The 19143-nt window shown below is 72.1% G+C and carries 10 protein-coding genes; all 10 read right to left on the bottom strand.

Annotated elements, in window-relative coordinates; translation table 11 throughout:
* Window positions 1-114: 114 nt before the first annotated feature.
* The gene (locus AC0693_RS06970) at window positions 115-3717 is read right to left on the bottom strand and encodes a LamG domain-containing protein (RefSeq protein WP_478801177.1); all 3603 of its coding nucleotides are present in this window, start codon (window positions 3715-3717) and stop codon (window positions 115-117) included.
* The gene (locus AC0693_RS06965; RefSeq protein WP_478801176.1) at window positions 3714-5288 is read right to left on the bottom strand and encodes a VCBS repeat-containing protein; all 1575 of its coding nucleotides are present in this window, start codon (window positions 5286-5288) and stop codon (window positions 3714-3716) included. Before AC0693_RS06965 ends, AC0693_RS06970 begins: the two co-directional genes overlap by 4 nt.
* A gap of 339 nt (window positions 5289-5627) precedes the next feature.
* Window positions 5628-9839, bottom strand: coding sequence for an Rne/Rng family ribonuclease (locus tag AC0693_RS06960; protein WP_478801175.1), 4212 nt, complete (start codon window positions 9837-9839; stop codon window positions 5628-5630).
* A gap of 236 nt (window positions 9840-10075) precedes the next feature.
* The gene (locus AC0693_RS06955) at window positions 10076-10864 is read right to left on the bottom strand and encodes a TIGR03936 family radical SAM-associated protein (protein ID WP_356410752.1); all 789 of its coding nucleotides are present in this window, start codon (window positions 10862-10864) and stop codon (window positions 10076-10078) included.
* A gap of 127 nt (window positions 10865-10991) precedes the next feature.
* The gene (locus AC0693_RS06950; protein WP_478801174.1) at window positions 10992-11783 is read right to left on the bottom strand and encodes a hypothetical protein; all 792 of its coding nucleotides are present in this window, start codon (window positions 11781-11783) and stop codon (window positions 10992-10994) included.
* 167 nt (window positions 11784-11950) lie between these two features.
* Entirely contained in the window at window positions 11951-13876 is a 1926-nt protein-coding gene (locus AC0693_RS06945) for a TIGR03960 family B12-binding radical SAM protein (protein ID WP_356410597.1), read from the bottom strand.
* Between the two features lie 95 nt (window positions 13877-13971).
* On the bottom strand, window positions 13972-15171 hold the full coding sequence (rodA, locus tag AC0693_RS06940) for a rod shape-determining protein RodA (protein ID WP_478801173.1): 1200 nt from the start codon (window positions 15169-15171) through the stop codon (window positions 13972-13974).
* Complete coding sequence (mrdA, locus tag AC0693_RS06935) at window positions 15171-17345, bottom strand: penicillin-binding protein 2 (RefSeq protein ID WP_478801172.1); 2175 nt, start codon at window positions 17343-17345, stop codon at window positions 15171-15173. Before mrdA ends, rodA begins: the two co-directional genes overlap by 1 nt.
* 13 nt (window positions 17346-17358) lie before the next feature.
* Window positions 17359-18081, bottom strand: coding sequence for a rod shape-determining protein MreD (gene mreD / locus AC0693_RS06930; RefSeq protein ID WP_468463285.1), 723 nt, complete (start codon window positions 18079-18081; stop codon window positions 17359-17361).
* Between the two features lie 12 nt (window positions 18082-18093).
* The gene (mreC, locus tag AC0693_RS06925; RefSeq protein ID WP_356410585.1) at window positions 18094-19035 is read right to left on the bottom strand and encodes a rod shape-determining protein MreC; all 942 of its coding nucleotides are present in this window, start codon (window positions 19033-19035) and stop codon (window positions 18094-18096) included.
* Window positions 19036-19143 lie beyond the last annotated feature (108 nt).

Raw genomic sequence — 19143 nt, 5'->3', positions numbered from 1 at the left:
ATCGGCCGCGTAGAGACATCAGTGCACTCCACAGAAAAGGGGTGGGAAGGTACTGCGGGAGGGGACAGGTGTGCCCGCCCCTCTCCGGGGCGGGCACACCTGTCCGGGGAGGGCCTAGCTCTCGGTCAGTTCGATGGCTGCGGCGAGCTGCGCCACGCCCACCGGGTCGACGGCTCCGTTGTAGGCGCGGACCTCGTCGATGGCTCCGGCGAAGTACTCGGCGTTGCCGAGGGCCGAACGGCCCACCTGCAGACCGCCGTTGGCCGCCCACGTGGTGTTGTCCACGCCCTGCGCGGTGGCCGCCAGCTGTCCTGAGACGTACAGCCGGATCTGGCCGGCGAAGGCGTCGTAGACCACGGCCAGGTGCTGGCCGCCCGGGTTGGCGCTGGGCAGTTCCTGAGCGTCGGAGAAGGCCTTCACGGGGGCCCCGGCCGTGTCCGAACCGGCGACGGCCAGCTCCCAGCGCTTGCTGGAGGCCTGGTAACGGACCTGGACCCGGTTGGTGTTCGTGCCGGGCAGCGAGAACACGGTCTGCGAGACCGTGGCGTCCTGCGAGGCGATCTGGACCCGCGCCGAGAGCGTGAAGCTCGCGGCGCCGGTGACCGGGGCGGCCGCGGTCGAGGCGTAGTCCCCGTTGCCGTCGAGGACCAGGTGCCCGGCGCCCACCATGGCGCTGGTCGCGAGCTCGTCCAAGGGGTCCGGCACGTACGTGTAGGCGTTGCCGGCCAGCGTCAGGGCCTGACCGCCGACGACCTCGGGAGAGACCCCGGACGTCTGCGAGTTGAGCTGCCAGTAGCCCTTGCGTTCGGGCTTGACCGTCTTGATGTCGGTGATCTGTGCAGGCAGCAGGGGCCGGCTGAAGACCCGGACCTCGGCGAGGTCACCGACGAAGGCGTCCTCGTAACCCGCCTTGTCGATGTGGCGGCCGATCTGCAGTGCGCCGTACGACTTCCAGGTCGAGCGGCGGACCGTCTCGCCCTTGAGGTCCTTGTCGACGTACAGCTGGACCTTGCCCGCGGCGCCGTCGTAGATGCCGGTCAGCAGCACCCACTGGTCCTTGACCGGGGTGACCCCGGTGGACAGGGCCTTCCACTCGCCGAGGGTCTCGACATCGCCGACCGGGACGGAGAACTTCCAGGTCTTCGCCATGGCGTCGTAGCCGAGGACGAAGCCCGGCTCGCCGGTGCCGTCCTGGCTGACCATCGTCATGTCCCGGCTCAGGTCCGTGGGCCGGACCCAGGCGCTGACGCTGAAGCCCTTGAGGGTGTCCAGCACCGTGCTGCCCGCGTCGACCCAGCTGCCGTCGGTGCCGTCGAAGCGGGCCGCGCGGTCGATGCTCCCGCCCGGTCCGGGGACACCGAAGGTGACGCCGGGGCCGAAGCCGGCCGGGTACTTGCCCTGCTCTTCGTCGGCGGCGTTGCCGCCGACGTCGTCGGCGAGGTTCCACTGGGCGGCCGCGGCCGCGCCCGCGGCGACGTAGAAGGAGTGACGGGCGGTGGCGCTGGGGTGCGCCGCCTTGTCGACCGCGACCACGTCGACCCAGTGCGGACCGGGGCGGGTGGGCGTCCAGGTCACCGAGGCGGGACCGCCGGCGACGGTGTTGGCGATCTCCTTGTTGGGCTCACCGTCGAAGGAGTAGCGGTACTTGACGACGTCCGTGTCCGGCACGGTGTCGTTCGGGTTGGGCGAGAACTCGAACGTGCCGGCGGCGCCGACACCGTCGTGGTACTCGTTCGTGGCCGGGTACTGGGCGGTGGCCACGTTCGGCTTGCCCGGGAAGGACTTGTCGTACATGAACTCGCACTTGCCGCTCCACGGCCCCCATCCGTCTCCGTCATGGGCGGCGACGCTCCAGGAGACGGGCGTGTTCTCGGGGATCGTCGACCGGACGGTGTGCTCGAACGGGGTCGAGGTGGTCGGCGCCTTGTAGAGCGTGTCCTCCTCGTAGGACTTGGCGACGCCCGCCACGTCCTTCCACTCCACCTTGAAGCGGACCTTGACCTGCTCGCCCGCGTCGACGTCGTTCGCGATCGCGCGCAGCGTGGGCGGTACGTCGGTGTAGGGACGGCCGGTGCCCGTGACGCACGCGCCCCCGGGGTTGGACGACATGGCGGAGGTGTTGATCAGGCCCGGCAGCGTGTTGTAGCTGATGCTCAGGTACGCGTTGCCGCAGACCCGCTTCCAGCCGCCGAAACTGCCCTCGTCCTGGGCCCGGAGGTTGAGGAGGATCGAGGGCCAGCGCTCGTTGGCCGCCGTGCGCACCGCGTTGGTCAGGCCGCCGCCGGAGCCGGACGAGAAGTTCATGTTGGCCTGCGACGTGCAGCTCGTCGGCTGGATCTTCTGGTCGAGCGTCTCCAGCGTCGTCAGCGTCGCGCCCTGCGTGTTGTTCCAGTTGCTCTGGCTGTCGATGTGGGCGGTGCTGCCGCCGATCCGCTGGAGCTGGACGGGTTCGGCACGGGCGTCGGCCCAGTACACGTGCTGGACGCGCGCGCTGAAGGTGGCGCCGAGGATCTGCTTGCCGCCGTAGAAGGACAGCGGGATCTGGAAGGCCACCCGGCGTACGCCGACTCCGGCGCAGGAGGCGGCGCTGTAGTCGGTCGGGCACTTGCCGACGCCGGCGCTGCCGGAGTACTGCCACTCGCCGGTCGTGGGCTTGCCCGACATGACGCCGAGCCAGCCGGAGCGGTCGGCGGTCTTCTGGATCGGGTCGATGACCACGGGGAAGACCGTCGCACCGTCGCGCAGCAGCTTCTGGTCGGGGACCAGGGTCAGCTTGTCCTTGGACACCTCGATGCCGAGGGCCGCGGCCTTGCCGCCGCCGCCCGGGCCTTCGAGGGCCGGAGCGAGCGCCGCGGCGGTGGCCGGCCCCGTGGGCGCGTCGGCGCGGGCCGCGGACAGCGACTGCGCGACGGCCTTGGCGCCCTTGGCGCGGGCCGCGGCCTCCTGGGAGGAGGCCGAGTCCCACATGGACGGGGCGCCGGACTGGAAGACGGTGCCGCCGACGGTGCTGTCCTCGGCGGCGACCGCGCCGTTCCCGTCCTTCTTGTACGTCAGTCCCTTGGCCTTCAGGCCGAGGTCCAGGCGCGCCAGGCGCGGATCGGCGGCGGCCTGCGGGGTCTTGACGACCAGCAGGTGCCCGAAGCCGTTGGCCTCGGCGCGCACCTTGAGGTCGACGCCCGGCAGGGCGTCGGGATAGGTGGCGGTGTCTCCGTCGAGCACGGGCGCGGGCAGCGTGCCGTAGGGCCAGGTCAGCGCCATCTCGTGGGTGCCCCGGCGCATCGTGACGAACGGCTTGGCCGCCGCGCCGTCGGAGAAGGACAGGGCGACGGTGGTCGCCTTCGGGACGACGCTGCCGTCCGCCCGCTTGACCAGGGTCTTGTCGATGTCGACCCACTTGCCGTTCTGGACGGCGTGCACCGGTTCGGTGTACTCGCGGGCCGTGTACGAGCCGTCCGGCGCGGCGAAGATCTCCCGCTGCTCGGTGCGCAGGCCGAGGACCTCGATCTGCTTGCCGCTCTTGCGGGCGACCACCCGCGCCTCGGCCTCCGTCTGGACGGGGCTGCCGACGGCGACGGGCTCCGGGCCGCGGGCCTGGTCGGAGCCGGCCCCCAGGTCCAGGCCGAGGGTGGTGGCGACGAGGGCTCCGGCCGAGACGGCCGCGAACGAGGCGCGGCGCAGCAGGGTGCGGCGCGGTCCCGTGGGCTGGGTCGTCATCATCGGACCACCGTTCCGAAGGTGTTGCGATCGGCGGGCAGACCGCCCTCGCCGGGCTTGAACGTCGCGATGGGCGCGCCGCCCGCGCCGCTGATCGTCCACGGGAACAGGTAGACCGCGCGGCCCTCCGCCGGGCCGTAGGGCATGCCGACGTAAAGGCCGGCCGAACCGCCGCCGATGCTCGATCCGGCGTACTCACGCGGAGCTGTCGGGGTCGGGATCTCGGAGCCCGGCTCCAGTATCTTGTCCGTCTCTCCGGGCGGTCCGACCATCCCGAACAGCTGCACGTATCCCCGGTCCTGGACGCCGATGAGCGAGTCCTCACCCGGAGCGCCCACGGCGAGCCGGACGTTGGCGCCGGTGCTCGTGCTGGTCGGGGCGGTGTTGAAAGCGGCGACGCGCTGACCGAAGGCATCGCCGGCCTCGGCCTCGCCGCCGACGTCGGTGGTGTTCTGGTCGATCCAGTTGACCTCCGTGTACGCGCCCGCCGCGTCCAGCTTGAACACCTGGACGGCGCCCGCGTCGACGGTGGTGGACAGGTCCTCGCCCGGAATGCCGACGGCCAGGAGCGACTCGGTGGTGCTGGTGGCTCCGGCGGCGCGGTAGGGCACCGCTGCCAGCGACGTGCCGAAGCCGTCGCCGCTCTCGCAGGCGCCGAGCACGCTGGGGGTGTCCTGAGTGATCACGTTCAGCGGCTTGGGCGCGCCCGAGGTCAGGGTGTGGCTGAAGATCGTCACCGATCCGGCCTCGCCGAGGACGCCCTGGGCCTCGCCCGGGGCTCCGATGGCGAAGTGCGTGGAGGTCGCCGTGAGGGAGGCGCCGAAGCGGTCGTACGACTCCACCACGTCCGGGACATCGCCGGCCGTCGTGACGTCCTGGTTGATGACGCTGGCGGTCACGGTGGTCGCGCCGGAGAAGTAGACGACGCTGCCCGCGTCGACCGACGTGCCGAGGTCCTCACCAGGGGCCCCGACGAGGAGGAAGGGCTGGCCCGTGGAGGACTTTCCGGCCGCGAGGGAGTAGCCCATCCAGTCGTAGGCCTCGGCTGCGCTCCCGGTCATCAGGCCCGCGCCCTGCACGTATTGGGCGGTCGCCTTGCCGGCACCGAGCCCGGCGGTGGAGCCGTGGACCACGACGGCCCACCCCGCGTCGACGGCAGTGCCGACGTCCTCGTTCGGGACACCGATCGCCAGATCGCTGCAGCCGTCGAGATCGGCGTCGTAAACGGCCAGCGCGTAGCCGAAGAGGTCGCCCGACTCGGACGCGCCGGCCGCGGCGGCCTCCTGGGTCAGTTCCAGGACTCCCTTGCCGCCGCCGTACACGATGTGCACGACCCCGGCCTTGGTGACGCCGTTGACGGTCGCCGCAGGGTCGGCGATCGCGGTGTCCCGGATCCCGTCGCCGTTGAAGTCCGATTCGCCTCCGGCGCACGGGGTGGCCGCCGCGGCCTCGGTCACGAGGGGCGTCGGCCCTGCGGTCAGGGCCAGGGCGAGGACCGTGGCCGTCAGTGCCCACGCCCTTCTGGCGGCACTCCGCCTCGCCGCGCCGTACGGCGCGGTTGTCGTTCTGCTCACGTGTTGTTCCGTTTTCGTCGATTTTCGGAAGGCGCTGAGCGGCAGCCGGAAACCAGGAAGGAGCAACGGAACGTGAAAGATGTGCGACACAGAGCGACGCAAGCGCGGCCCGGCGCGCGTACGTCAGCCCATCCCCCCGCTCGCCATGAATCCCCACCCGTGACAAGCCGCTAAACAGAAAGCGTCCAGCCACCCTGGCCTGAACCTGTCCGGTAAACAAGAGGCAATGTCCGACATCGCATGATCTCGATTTTTAACGGATTGATCACGTGCGAAAACGGCCCCGCCCGGCACCGTGTTCTGGTGCCGGGCGGGGCTCGGTGGGGCGGGGGCCGTGGATCAGGCTTCGGTCGCCGGAGCCGAGACGGACGGGAGCGACTGCTGCTCCGCCGCCGCGGTCTTCTTCGTCGCCGCCTTCTTCACGGTCTTCTTGGCGGTCGCCTTCTTCGCGACCGTCTTCTTGGCAGCCGTCGCCGTGGTCTTCTTGGCGGCGGTCGCCTTCTTGGCCGGGGCCTTCTTGGCGGCCGTCTTGCGGACCGCCTTCTTGGCCGCAGCGGGCGCCTCGGTCTCGGCGTCGGCCTCCGCCTCCGCGACGGGCGCGGCGGCCGGGGCCTCCTCCGCCGCGGTGGCGACCACGACGATCGCGGCGTCCGCCGCACCGGCCGGGGAACCGGCGGGCGCGGTGGCCTTGCGGGTCGCCCGGCGGCGCGGGCGCGCCGGGGCGGCCTCCGCCACGGGCTCGGCGGCCGGCTCGGCCACCGGCTCCGGGGCCACGACGGGCTCCGCGGCGGCCGGGGCGGCCTCGACGACCGGCTCCGGTGCGGGGGCCTCCGCGACGGCCTCGGCCGTCTTGGGGGCACCCGCCGGCGCGGTGGCCTTGCGGGTGGCGCGGCGGCGGGTACGGCCCTGCGGAGCTGCCTCCTCGACCGGGACCGCCTCGACCGTCTGCGCGGCCTCGACGGCCTCGGTGACGACCTCGGAGACCGGCTCCAGGACCGTGTCGGCCGGCTCGGTCACCGGCTCGGCGACGACCTCGGCCACGGGGGCCGCTGCCGGGGCCGGGGCTGCCTGGGGCGCGTTCCGGTCGCTCCGGTCGGTCCGCTCACCACCGCGCGGGGCGCCCGCCGGAGCGGTCGCCTTGCGGGTGGCGCGGCGGCGGTTGCGGCGGCCGCTGATGCCCGCCGCGGCCTCGGCCTCGCCGGGGCTGCTGTACAGCTCCTCGTCCGGAACGAAGGGCGGCTCCGGCAGGGCGCGCGGCGCGGCGGCCTCGGCCGCCACCTCCGCCTCGGTCTCTACCAGCTCCACCTCGGCGTCGATGTCCGCCTCGGCGTCGAGCTCGTGCTCGTGCTCGTGCTCGTGCTCGTGACCGTTCTCGTGGTCGTGCTCGGAGGTGCGGCCCGCACGCTTCTTGGCGCGCTTGCCGTTGCCACCGCCGCCCACGGCCGTCGGCTGCTCCATGTGCACGATCACGCCGCGCCCGTTGCAGTGGACGCAGGTCTCGGAGAAGGACTCCAGCAGACCCTGGCCCACCCGCTTGCGGGTCATCTGCACGAGGCCGAGCGAGGTGACCTCGGCGACCTGGTGCTTCGTACGGTCGCGGCCCAGGCACTCCAGCATGCGCCGCAGGACCAGGTCGCGGTTGGACTCCAGGACCATGTCGATGAAGTCGATGACGACGATGCCGCCCAGGTCGCGCAGCCGCAGCTGGCGCACGATCTCCTCGGCCGCCTCCAGGTTGTTCCTGGTGACGGTCTCTTCGAGGTTGCCGCCCTGACCGGTGAACTTGCCGGTGTTGACGTCGATGACGATCATCGCTTCGGTCTTGTCGATCACCAGGGAGCCGCCCGAGGGCAGCCACACCTTGCGGTCGAGCGCCTTGGCGAGCTGCTCGTCGATCCGGTACGTCGCGAAGACGTCGACCTCGGAGGTCCAGCGCGAGAGGCGGGGGGCCAGGTCCGGGGCCACGTGGTTCACGTAGCCGTGGATGGTCTCCCAGGCGCTGTCACCGCTGACGATGACCTTCGAGAAGTCCTCGTTGAAGATGTCGCGGACGACGCGGACGGTCATGTCCGGCTCGCCGTAGAGGAGGCTCGGCGAAGAGGTCGAGATCTGCTTCGCCTTCTTCTGGATCTCCTCCCACTGGCCCTGCAGGCGCTCGACGTCGCGGCGCAGCTCGTCCTCGCTCGCGCCCTCGGCGGCGGTGCGCACGATGACGCCCGCGTCCTCGGGGACGATCTTCTTGAGGATGGTCTTCAGACGCGCGCGCTCGGTGTCGGGCAGCTTGCGGCTGATCCCGGTCATCGAGCCCTCGGGCACGTAGACCAGGTAGCGGCCGGGCAGCGAGACCTGGCTGGTCAGGCGGGCGCCCTTGTGGCCGATCGGGTCCTTGGTGACCTGCACCAGGACCGACTGGCCGGACTTGAGGGCGGCCTCGATGCGGCGCGGGCCGTGGGCCATGCCCAGCGCCTCGAAGTTGACCTCACCGGCGTACAGGACCGCGTTGCGGCCCTTGCCGATGTCGATGAAGGCGGCCTCCATCGACGGCAGCACGTTCTGGACCTTGCCCAGGTAGATGTTGCCGACGTACGAGGTGGCTTCTTCCTTGTTGACGTAGTGCTCGACGAGCACGTTGTCCTCGAGGACGCCGATCTGGGTGCGCTCGCCGCTCTGGCGGACGACCATCACGCGCTCGACGGCCTCGCGGCGCGCCAGGAACTCGGACTCGGTGATGATCGGGACGCGGCGGCGGCCCTGCTCGCGGCCTTCGCGGCGGCGCTGCTTCTTGGCCTCCAGGCGGGTGGAGCCCTTGATGGACTGCACCTCGTCGGAGGAGGTGGAGGTGGACGCGGACTCGGCGCGCTCACGGGCCGGGCGCGGCTCGCGGACCTTGACGACGGTGCGTACGCCGTCCTCGTCACCCGCGTCGCCCTCGGCGCCGGAGTCACCGCTGCGGCGGCGACGGCGACGGCGGCGACGGCTGGAGCTGGAACCGGCGGGGCCGTTCTCCTCGTCCTCGGCGGACTCGTCGTCCTCGTCGGACTCCTGCTCGGCGGCGGCTTCCTCGCCCTCCTCGGACTCCTCCTCGACGGACTCGTCCAGGTCGGCGGACTCGCCACGGCGGCGACGGCGGCCACCGCGACGGCGGCGGCGCGACGGGCGGTCACCCGACTCGTCGTGCTCGTCCTCCTCCAGCTCCGCGGCCTCGGTCTCGGCCTCGGGCTCCTCGTCCAGGACGGAGGCTACGGAGATCGGGCCGGCGGCCGGGGCGGCGGGCGCCGGGGCGGCCTCCGCCTGCTCGGGCGCGGCGCCACCACGGCGGCGGCGACGACGGCCGGCGGCCGGTGCGGCGGGGGCCGGGGCGGGGGCGACGGCCTCGGTCTCGAAGTCGAGCTCGTCCTCGTCCTCCTCAACGTCCTCGGCGACGCGCGCGGCGGCGGCGAGCATGGCGGCGGTCTCGGGGGTCTGGAACATCGGCTCGGCGAAGACCGGCGCCTGGAAGACGGCGACGGCGGGGCGCGCGGCGCGGCGGCCGCGCGGCTCGGCGGCGGGGGCGGGCGCGGCCGTGGGATGCGGGGCTGCGGCCGGGGCGGCGGACCGGGTGGCCCGGCGGCGCGGGGCGCGGCCCTTCGGGGAGTCCACGGCGTCGGCGACGGTCACGGGGGCCTTGGCGGCGGGCTCCTTGGCCTCGGCCTCCTCGACCGGCTCGGCGGCCTGCGGGGCCGGCGCCTGCGAGGTCTGCGGGGCGGCGGTCTCGGCGGCCGGGGCCGCGACGGCGCGGGTGGCGCGACGACGGGCACGCGGCGCGGGAGCGGCGTCCTCAGCAGGCGCGGCGGGAGCGGCGGCAACCGGCTCGGCGACCGCGGGGGCCTCCTCGACCACGGGAGCGGCCTCGGCAGCCGGGGCGGTGACGGCGCGGGTGGCGCGACGACGGGCACGCGGCGCCGGAGCAGCGTCCTCGGCGGGAGCGGCGGCGACCGGTGCAGCGGCGACCGCGGGGGCCTCCTCGACCACGGCAGCGGCCTCGGCGGCCGGAGCCGCAACGGCGCGCGTGGCACGGCGACGGGCACGCGGCGCCGGAGCGGCGTCCTCAGCGGGCGCGGCGGCAACCGGTGCAGCGGCGACCGCGGGGGCCTCCTCGACCACAGCTTCGGCAGCCTCGGCGGCCGGAGCCGCAACGGCACGGGTGGCACGGCGACGGGCACGCGGCGCCGGAGCAGCGTCCTCAACAGGCGCGGCGGGAGCGGCGGCAACCGGCTCGGCAGCCGCGGCGGGAGCCTCCTCGACCACAGCAGCGGCCTCGGCGGCCGGAGCGGCCACGGCGCGCGTGGCGCGACGACGGGCACGCGGCGCCGGAGCGGCGTCCTCGGCGGGCGCGGCGGCGACCGGCTCGGCAGCCGCGGCGGGGGTCTCCACCGTCTCGGTGGTGCCGACGGCGCCCGGCGGACCGGCGGGCCGCGAGGCGGCGCGGCGCCGCCTGCGCGGGGGCAGGTTGTCGCTGGGGCCGCTGCCGTCGGCGGTGGTGTCGTTGGTGGTGTTCTCGTTGTTGAGCATGTGCGGGGTTCTCCCGTCGCGCTCCCGGGCGCCGCGGCTGACATCCGGTCCGGCACGGCCCCGCACGATGAGCGCGGATCCGGCCTCCGGGGCGCGTGCGCCACACGGGAGCTTGTAGTCCATGGCCGCCGGTTCCGTACGTGGTTGTCCGTACGGCCTGGCGGAAGTCTTCAGGTCTGTGCGCTGCCCGACCCACGGGAATCCCGGATGTCAGGGCGGCGCGGCAACGGCGGTCCTTACGCGGCGGGACCTTCCGGCGCCTTCGCGTCGGCCGCTACGGCAGCCGTGGGTGGGGCGGCCGTGACGGCTTCGCGGTCGGGCGCGAGCGGGTCGGTCACCGTGCCGGACTCCTCGTCGAAGGGCCCCTGCGCCAGCCTGGTCACCGCTGCGGGGACCGGCGGCGCCAGGTCGGCCACGGCTCGAAGACCGGACAGGACGTCGTCGGGTCGCACGGCAGGTGTCAAATGCCGAACAACCAGCCGCAGTATCGCACAAGCACTGTCCAGCGGCCTATCAGCCGCTACAGCCGGTGCCGCGGCCACGTCGAGACTGACTACGGCGCCGCGCGTGTCGAAGGTGCGCATGCCGTTCTTCGTCCGGCGCTGGACCTCGACGGTCTCGGCGGCCAGGAAGAGGGCCACGGCGCGTTCGGCCTCGGCGGGGTCCGTGCCGTCCAGGCGCAGCTCCCAGACCGAAGCGGTCAGCCGGTCGGCCAGGCCCGAGGTGCGGGCCTCTACGGCGTCGGTGATGTCGAGCCCGACCGGCATCGACTCGTCGAGCAGCTCGCGCAGCTTCTGCGGGTCGCGGGCCTCGGCGAGGGCGATCTCCAGGTACTCGGCCTCGCTGCCGGTCCCGGTGGGGGCGGCGTTCGCGTACGAGACCCGGGGGTGCGGGGTGAAGCCCGCCGAGTACGCCATGGGGACCTCGGCGCGGCGCAGGGCCCGCTCGAAGGCACGCTGGAAGTCTCGGTGGCTGGTGAACCGGAGGCGGCCGCGCTTGGTGTAGCGCAGTCGGATGCGCTGCACCACCGGTGCGGGAGGGGGGCCTTCGGGCTGTCGCTTGCCCAGTGGTTCTTCTCCTTGTGCGGGGCGGCCGCTCTCGCGCGCCGCCCGGAGGTCTGTGGAGCCGTCCGGCCGTGCCCGCTGCTCCGGCTCACCCCCGCTGGTGCGGGGAGATCTCGGGTGCGGGCGCGTTGCCGACAGCTGTCGTCCTACCCACACTACGCGTCCGTGACCTCCCCGGTTGCACGGAAGGTGAACCGAACAGGGCCCGCCGTACGTCGGCACGCGCCTCCCGCGCCACCGCGCGGGCCGTCCGCCACACCTCGCGCACGGCCCGCCCGGCCGGAGCGAGCGCGTAGCGGTACACCCGGGACGCGGGCCACCCGACCAGTACCCACCCCGCCCGGCGCAGCGCGCGCCCCACGGCCCGGGTGATCCGCCCGGCCACGCCCCAGGCCCAGGACAGGAGCCGGCCGAGGGGAACGAGCACGTACCGCAGCAGCATCCCGCCGAGCCACGCCAGCCCCCGGCCCACCGGAACCAGCAGGTACCGCAGCAGCAGCCCGCCGAGCCACACCAGCGCGTGCCCGGCCGGGGTCAGCACGTACCGGTGGAGCAGACCGGCCGCCCAGGCCAGGGCGTGTCCGGCGGGGGTGAGCAGGAAGCGGTAGAGGGCCCGGCCGGTTGGAGCGAGCACGTACCGCCACAGCGCGGCCCACGGCCAGACGAAGACCAGCTTGAGCAGCGTCCCCACCACCCACCCGAGCGCCCGCAGCACCGGCCGCAGCAGGTGCGCGTACACCCACCCGATCCCCGCGCCGAGCGGCCGCAGCAGATGGCGGCGCACCAGCCGCCCGAGCGCCGCGAGCACGTCCCACACCGCCCGCACCGGCAGCACGACGAGCACCGCGACCACCTTCGCGACCCCCCGCACCACCCCCACCAGCCATCCGCCGCCGCTGTGCTGACGGTCCGTGTATCGCGTATCCCTTGCGTGCCTTTCCATACAGCCGAGGACACGCGGAAGGCCCCCACCGTTGCGGTGGGGGCCTTCCGGTACTCAGTTGTTACGCGTGGTGCGCGCACACTTCACGCGCTCACTTCATGCGCTCACTTCACGACCGACAGCGGCAGCAGTTTCTGTCCCGTGGGGCCGATCTGGATCTGCGTGTCCATCTGAGGACACACGCCACAGTCGAAGCACGGGGTCCAGCGGCAGTCCTCGACCTCGGTCTCGTCCAGGGCGTCCTGCCAGTCCTCCCAGAGCCAGTCCTTGTCGAGGCCGGAGTCCAGGTGGTCCCAGGGCAGGACCTCTTCGTAGGTGCGCTCGCGGGTCGTGTACCAGGGCACGTCCACGCCGTACGCGGGCAGGGTCCGCTCGGCCGCCTGCATCCAGCGGTCGTAGGAGAAGTGCTCGCGCCAGCCGTCGAAGCGGCCGCCGGACTCGTAGACCGCGCGGATGACGTCGCCGATGCGGCGGTCGCCGCGGGAGAGGAGGCCCTCGACGATGCCGGGCTTGCCGTCGTGGTAGCGGAAGCCGATGGAGCGGCCGTACTTCTTGTCGCCGCGCAGCTTGTCGCGCAGCTTCGTCAGCCGTGCGTCGGTGTCCTCGGCGGACAGCTGCGGGGCCCACTGGAAGGGGGTGTGCGGCTTGGGCACGAACCCGCCGATGGAGACCGTGCAGCGGATGTCGTTCTGCCCGGAGACCTCGCGGCCCTTGGCGATGACGTTGACCGCCATGTCGCCGATCTGCAGGACGTCCTCGTCGGTCTCGGTCGGCAGGCCGACCATGAAGTAGAGCTTCACCTGGCGCCAGCCGTTGCCGTAGGCGGTGGCGACCGTGCGGATCAGGTCCTCTTCCGAGACCATCTTGTTGATGACCTTGCGCATGCGCTCGGAGCCGCCCTCGGGGGCGAAGGTGAGGCCCGAGCGGCGGCCGTTGCGGGTGAGCTCGTTGGCCAGGTCGACGTTGAAGGCGTCCACGCGGGTGGAGGGGAGGGAAAGGCCCACCTTGTCCTCCGTGTAGCGGTCCGCGAGGCCCTTGGCGATGTCGGCGATCTCGCTGTGGTCCGCGGAGGACAGGGAGAGCAGGCCGACCTCTTCGAAGCCGGTCGCCTTCAGGCCGCGCTCGACCATTTCGCCGATGCCGGTGATGCTTCGCTCCCGCACGGGGCGCGTGATCATGCCGGCCTGGCAGAAACGGCAGCCGCGGGTGCAGCCGCGGAAGATCTCCACGGACATGCGCTCGTGGACGGTCTCGGCGAGCGGAACCAGGGGCTGCTTCGGGTAGGGCCACTCGTCGAGGTCCATCACCGTGTGCTTGGACACCCGGTGGGGAACGCCGGATCGGTTCGGGAAGACACGCGCGATGCGGCCGTCCGGGAGGTACTCGACGTCGTAGAAGGCGGGGACGTAGACGCCGCCGGTCTTCGCGAGGCGCAGCAGCACCTCCTCGCGGCCGCCGGGGCGGCCCTCGGCCTTCCACGCGCGGATGATCGTGGTCATGTCGAGGACGGCCTGCTCGCCGTCGCCGATGACCGCGCAGTCGATGAAGTCCGCGATCGGCTCGGGGTTGAAGGCCGCGTGGCCGCCCGCGAGGACGATGGGGTGGTCGACCGTGCGGTCCTTGGACTCCAGCGGGATGCCCGCCAGGTCCAGGGCCGTGAGCATGTTGGTGTAGCCCAGCTCCGTGGAGAAGGACAGGCCGAACACGTCGAAGGCTCCCACGGGACGGTGGGAGTCGACCGTGAACTGCGGCACCTTGTGCTCGCGCATCAGCTCTTCGAGGTCGGGCCACACGCTGTAGGTGCGCTCGGCGAGGACGCCCTCTCGCTCGTTGAGCACCTCGTACAGGATCATGACGCCCTGGTTGGGGAGCCCGACTTCGTAGGCGTCCGGGTACATGAGCGCCCAGCGGACGTCACATTCGTCCCAGTTCTTGACGGTGGAGTTCAGCTCCCCGCCGACGTACTGGATCGGCTTCTGGACGTGCGGAAGCAGGGCCTCGAGCTGAGGGAAGACCGACTCGGTCATCACGCGACTTTCGTGAAGCGGGCAGGGGGCGACTCTCAAGCGTACCCCGGGGCGCGGTCGCCCCCCGCCGCGCCGACGGGAGGGCGGCCGCTCCCCGGTCAGGCCGACATGGGCCGTTGCACCCTGATCGACTGGAGCAGTCCGATGGCCACCCACACGGCGAACATCGAGGATCCTCCGTAGGAGACGAACGGCAGCGGCAGCCCGGCCACCGGCATGATGCCGAGCGTCATGCCGATGTTCTCGAAGGCCTGGAAGGCGAACCAGGCGATGATCCCGGCGGCGACGATCGTCCCGTACAGCTCGGAGGTCTCGCGGGCGATCACGCAGGCCCGCCAGAGCACCACGCCGAGCAGGACGAGGATCAGTCCGCCGCCGACGAAGCCCAGCTCCTCCCCCGCCACGGTGAAGACGAAGTCGGTCTGCTGCTCCGGCACGAACTGGCCGGTGGTCTGGGAACCCTGGAAGAGCCCTTCGCCGAGCAGGCCGCCGGAGCCGATCGCGATCCGGGCCTGGTTGGTGTTGTAGCCGACGCCCGCCGGGTCCAGCGCGGGGTTGGCGAAGGCCGCGAAGCGGTTGATCTGGTACTCGTCGAGGATGCCGAGCTGCCAGATGAGTACGGCGCCCGCCGCGCCGGAGCCGAGCAGTCCGAGCACCCACCGGTTGGAGGCCCCGGAGGCCAGCAGCACGCCGAGCACGATGACCAGCATGACCATGACCGAGCCGAGGTCGGGCATCAGCATGACGATGCCCATGGGGGCGGCGGCCAGGCAGAGCGCCTTGACCACGGTGCGGTGGTCGGGGTGGTCGAGGTCGCCCGCGTCCACCCGGGCCGAGAGCAGCACCGCCATGATCAGGATGATGGTGATCTTGCAGAACTCGGAGGGCTGGAGCGAGAAGCCGCCGCCGATCACGATCCAGGCGTGCGCGCCGTTGATGGTCGCGCCGAGCGGGGTGAGCACGGCGAGGACGAGGACCAGCGAGAGCCCGTACAGGACCGGCACGGCGCCGCGCAGGGTGCGGTGGCCGAGCCAGATCGTGCCGATCATCAGCACCAGGCCGATGCCGGTGTTCATGGCGTGCCGCAGGAGGAAGTAGAACGGGTCCCCGTTGTTCAGCGTGGTGCGGTTGCGGGTGGCCGACCACACCAGCAGCGAGCCGATGAAGGACAGCGCCAGGGCGCTGAGCAGTATCGGCCAGTCCAGCCGGCGCAGCACCGAGTCACGGGCGGTGAGCTTGCCGAGGGCGCCGCGGTCGGGGGCGTAGCGGGAGACGGAGAAGGTGTTGGGTCCGGGCATCAGTCCTGCCTCCCGGTTCCCGGGGCGGGCGGTCCGGCGAGGGGCGGCGGCGCGTCCTCGGGGCTCGGGGGTACGTAGGGCTTGATCTCGGGTGCGTCGATCGAGCCGTCGGCCTGGATCGTGGGCAGGGTCGACTGGGGGCGCGGCAGGAGGGCCTTGGCGGGGTCCTGCTTGCCGGCCATGTCGAGGCCGTAGATGGCGTTGTAGATGTTGCGCACGGCGGGGCCGGAGGCGCCGGAGCCGGTGCCGCCCTGGGAGATCGTCATCACGACCGTGTAGTCCTCGGTGTACGTGGCGAACCAGGACGTCGTCTGCTTGCCGTACACCTCGGCGGTGCCGGTCTTGGCGTGCATGGGGATCTGCTTCTGCGGCCAGCCGCCGAAGCGCCAGGCGGCGGTGCCGCGCGTGGCGACACCCTCCAGCGCTTCGTTTATCTTCGACCGGGTCTCCTCGGTCATGGGCAGCTTGCCGTGTGCCTTGGGCTTGATCTCCTCGACGTTCTTGCCGTCGGCGCTGATGACGGCCTTGCCGATGGTCGGGTTCCAGAGGGTGCCGCCGTTGGAGATGGCCGCGTAGATGGTGGCCATCTGGATCGGGGTGACGAGCGTGTCGCCCTGCCCGATGGAGTAGTTGACGGCGTCACCGGCGCGCATGAGGTTGCCTTCGAGGCAGTTCTCGTAGGACAGCAGCTCGACGTAGGTGCCGCCCTTCTTGCCGGTCTTGCACCACTGGTCCTTGTTGGCCTCCCAGAACTTCTGCTTCCACTCGCGGTCGGGGACGCGGCCCTTCTCCTCGCCGGGCAGGTCCACCCCCGTCTCCGCGCCGAGGCCGAACTGGTGGGCGGTCTTGTAGAAGATCTGGGCCGGGTTCTTGATCGGCTTGAGGCCGCCGTCCTTGAGCCACTGCTGGTGGCCGAGGGCGTAGAAGACGGTGTCGCAGGACACCTCCAGGGCGCGGCCGAGGGTGATGGATCCGTGGCCCTGGGACTCGAAGTTCTTGAAGACCTGGCCGCCGATGGAGTAGGAGCTGGGGCAGGGGTAGTTGCCGTCGAAGTCGTATCCGGCGTTGACCGCGGCCGCGGTGGGGATGACCTTGAAGATGGAGCCGGGGGCTGCCTGGCCCTGGATGGCCCGGTTCATCAGCGGGACGTTGGACTCCTTGGCGGTGAGCTTGGCGTAGTCCTTGCCGGAGATGCCGCCGACCCAGACGTTCGGGTCGTAGGTCGGGTTGGAGGCCATCGCCACGACGCGGCCGGTCTTGGACTCCAGGACGACGACGGCGCCCGCGTCGGCCTTGTAGTTGACGCCGGTGTTGCGGTCGTTCTGCTTGCGGGCCTCGACCATGGCGGCGTTCAGCTCGTACTCGGCGACCGCCTGCACGCGGGCGTCGATGCTGGTGACCACGTTGGCGCCGGGGACCGCGGGGTCGTTCTTGGCCTCGCCGATGACGCGGCCGAGGTTGTCGACCTCGTAGCGGGTGACGCCCGACTTGCCGCGCAGCGCCTTGTCGTAGGTGCGTTCCAGGCCGAAGCGGCCGACCTGGTCGGAGCGCAGGAAGGGGGAGTTGGTGGTCTTGGCGGCCTGGATCTCGCTGTCGGTGACGGGCGAGAGGTAGCCGAGGACCTGGCCGGTGTTGGCGCCGCCGGGGGCCGGGTAGCGGCGTACGGCGGTGGGCTCGGCGGTGATGCCGGGGAAGTCCTCGGGGCGCTCGCGGATCTGCAGGGCCTGCTGGGTGGTGGCTTCCAGGGTGACCGGGATCGGCTGGTAGGGGGAACCGTTCCAGCAGGGCTGGGGGGTCTTGGAGTCGCAGAGACGGACCTTGTCCATGACGTCCTGCGGCTTCATGTCCAGGACCCCGGCCAGCCGGGTGAGGACGCCCTTGCCCTTGTCCTTTATCTTCATCAGCTCGGTGCGGCTGGCGGAGACGACGAGGCGGGTCTCGTTGTCGGCGAGCGGCACCCCGCGGGCGTCGAGGACCGAGCCGCGCACGGCGGGCTGGACGACCTGCTGGACGTGGTTGTTCTTGGCCTCGTCGGCGTACTCGGCGCCGTTGCGGATCTGCAGGTACCACAGCCGCCCGCCGAGGGTGAGCAGCAGCGAGAAGACGAGCACCTGGATGATGACGAGCCGGATCTGCACCCGGGGGGTGCGGCCGGTCTCGGGAATGTTGGTCACGCGTGATCCCCCGTCACAGCTTCTTGACGCTCTTCACGCCCTTGAGGCCCTTGACGCTCTTGACGCCCTTGACCCCCTTTATGCGCACGGCCCGGTCCGCGCGGCCGCGCGCGCTCTTGAGCCGCAGGCCGCCGCGCTGGCTGCCGATGCGCAGGCCCGTACCGCCGGAGAGCCAGCCGGAGGCGACGTCGGCGCCCTGCGCCGGGCCGCCGTTGGCCTCGACGGCCATCGGGTCGTTCTCCGCGCGCCGGGCCAGCGCCATCAGGAACGGCACGGTGAACGGTGCGAGCAGCAGGTCGTAGAGGACCGCGGTGAACAGCAGGCCGGTGAGCCCGACGTGGCGGGCGGCGGTGTCGCCGACCAGCGCGCCGACGCCCGCGTACAGCAGGGTGGAGCTGACGGCGGCGGCCACGACGGTGAGCATCGGCCCCCAGGCGGAGCGGAAGCGGCCGGTGTCGGGCCGCGCCAGCCCGCAGGCGTAGCCGATGAGGCAGAGCACCAGGGCGTAGCGCCCGGCGGCGTGATCGGCGGGCGGGGCCAGGTCGGCCAGGAGTCCGGCGCCGAAGCCGATCAGGGCGCCGCTGACCGGTCCGTAGACCAGGGCGAGGGCGACGACGGTGAGCAGTACGAGGTCGGGGACGGCGCCGGGCAGCTGGAGCCGTCCCAGCACGGTGACCTGGACGACGAGGGCGACCACGATCAGCGTGGCGGAGAGCAGGATGCGGTTGAAGCGCATGACGTTCGGCTCCTACTCGTCGGCCGGCTTGAGGGACGCGCCGGCGGACGGCGTGACGGTGACGGTGACGGTCGGCGTCGGCTTGGGTCCTTCGGGCTTGGGCGGCAGGACGGCGTCGCGCGGGTCCTGGCGGGGCGGCATGACGACGACGCCGACGATGTCGAGGCGGGAGAAGCCGACGTAGGGGCGGACCCAGACCGTGCGGGTGAGGTCCCCGCGGGAGGGGTCGACCTTGACGACCTCGCCGATCGGGACGCCGGGCACGAAGGGCTTGTTGCCGCGCGAGCCGAAGGTGACGAGGCGGTCGCCGGGGCTGATCTTGGCCTTGCCGTTGAGCATCTGGACGGACAGGGCGCGGTCGCCCTGGCCGGTGGCGAAGCCGAGTTCGCCGGTCTTCTCCAGGCGGGTGCCCACCGTGAAGTCGGGGTCGTTGGCGAGGACGACGGTGGCGGTGTCGGGGCCGACGGTGGTGACCCGGCCGACGAGGCCTTCGCCGTTCAGGACGGTCATGTCGCGTTCGATGCCGTCCTTGCTGCCGGCGTCGATGGTCACGGTCCAGGAGAAGCCCTGGGCCGCTCCTATGCCGATGACCTCGGCGCCCTTGATGCCGTACTGGCCGGAGCCGGCCCGCTTGAGCATCTCGTCCAGTTCGCGGATGCGGCTCTTGTTGCGGTCGTCGCTGCCCAGTTTGGCCTTGAGCGCGGCGTTCTCGCCTTCGAGCGCGGTGATCCGGTTGTGGCGCTTCCCGGAGTCCCGCACCGCCCCTATGGCGTGGGCGACCGGGTCCACCGCGGTCGCCATGCCCTTCTCGACCGGGCCGAAGGCCGCTGCGGCGGCCTGCCGGGCACCGTCGACCGGTGACTCCTCGCCCGCTCTGATGTCCACCGTGATCAATGCGAACGCGATGGCGATCAGAAGCACCAGGAGCAGCCGGCTCTCTCGTGTGTCCCTCACGTGCGGCGGCCGTGCCTTCCTCGTCGGAATAATTCCCTGCCTGTATATCAACGATCCGCCGTACGGGAGCGGCAGCACCCGTACGGCGGATCCTTGTGTTCCGCGGCC

Source organism: Streptomyces sp. NPDC043876 (assembly GCF_056435825.1).
Note: the sequence above shows the minus strand (reverse complement) of the source record. Positions and strands in the feature narration are given on the sequence as shown.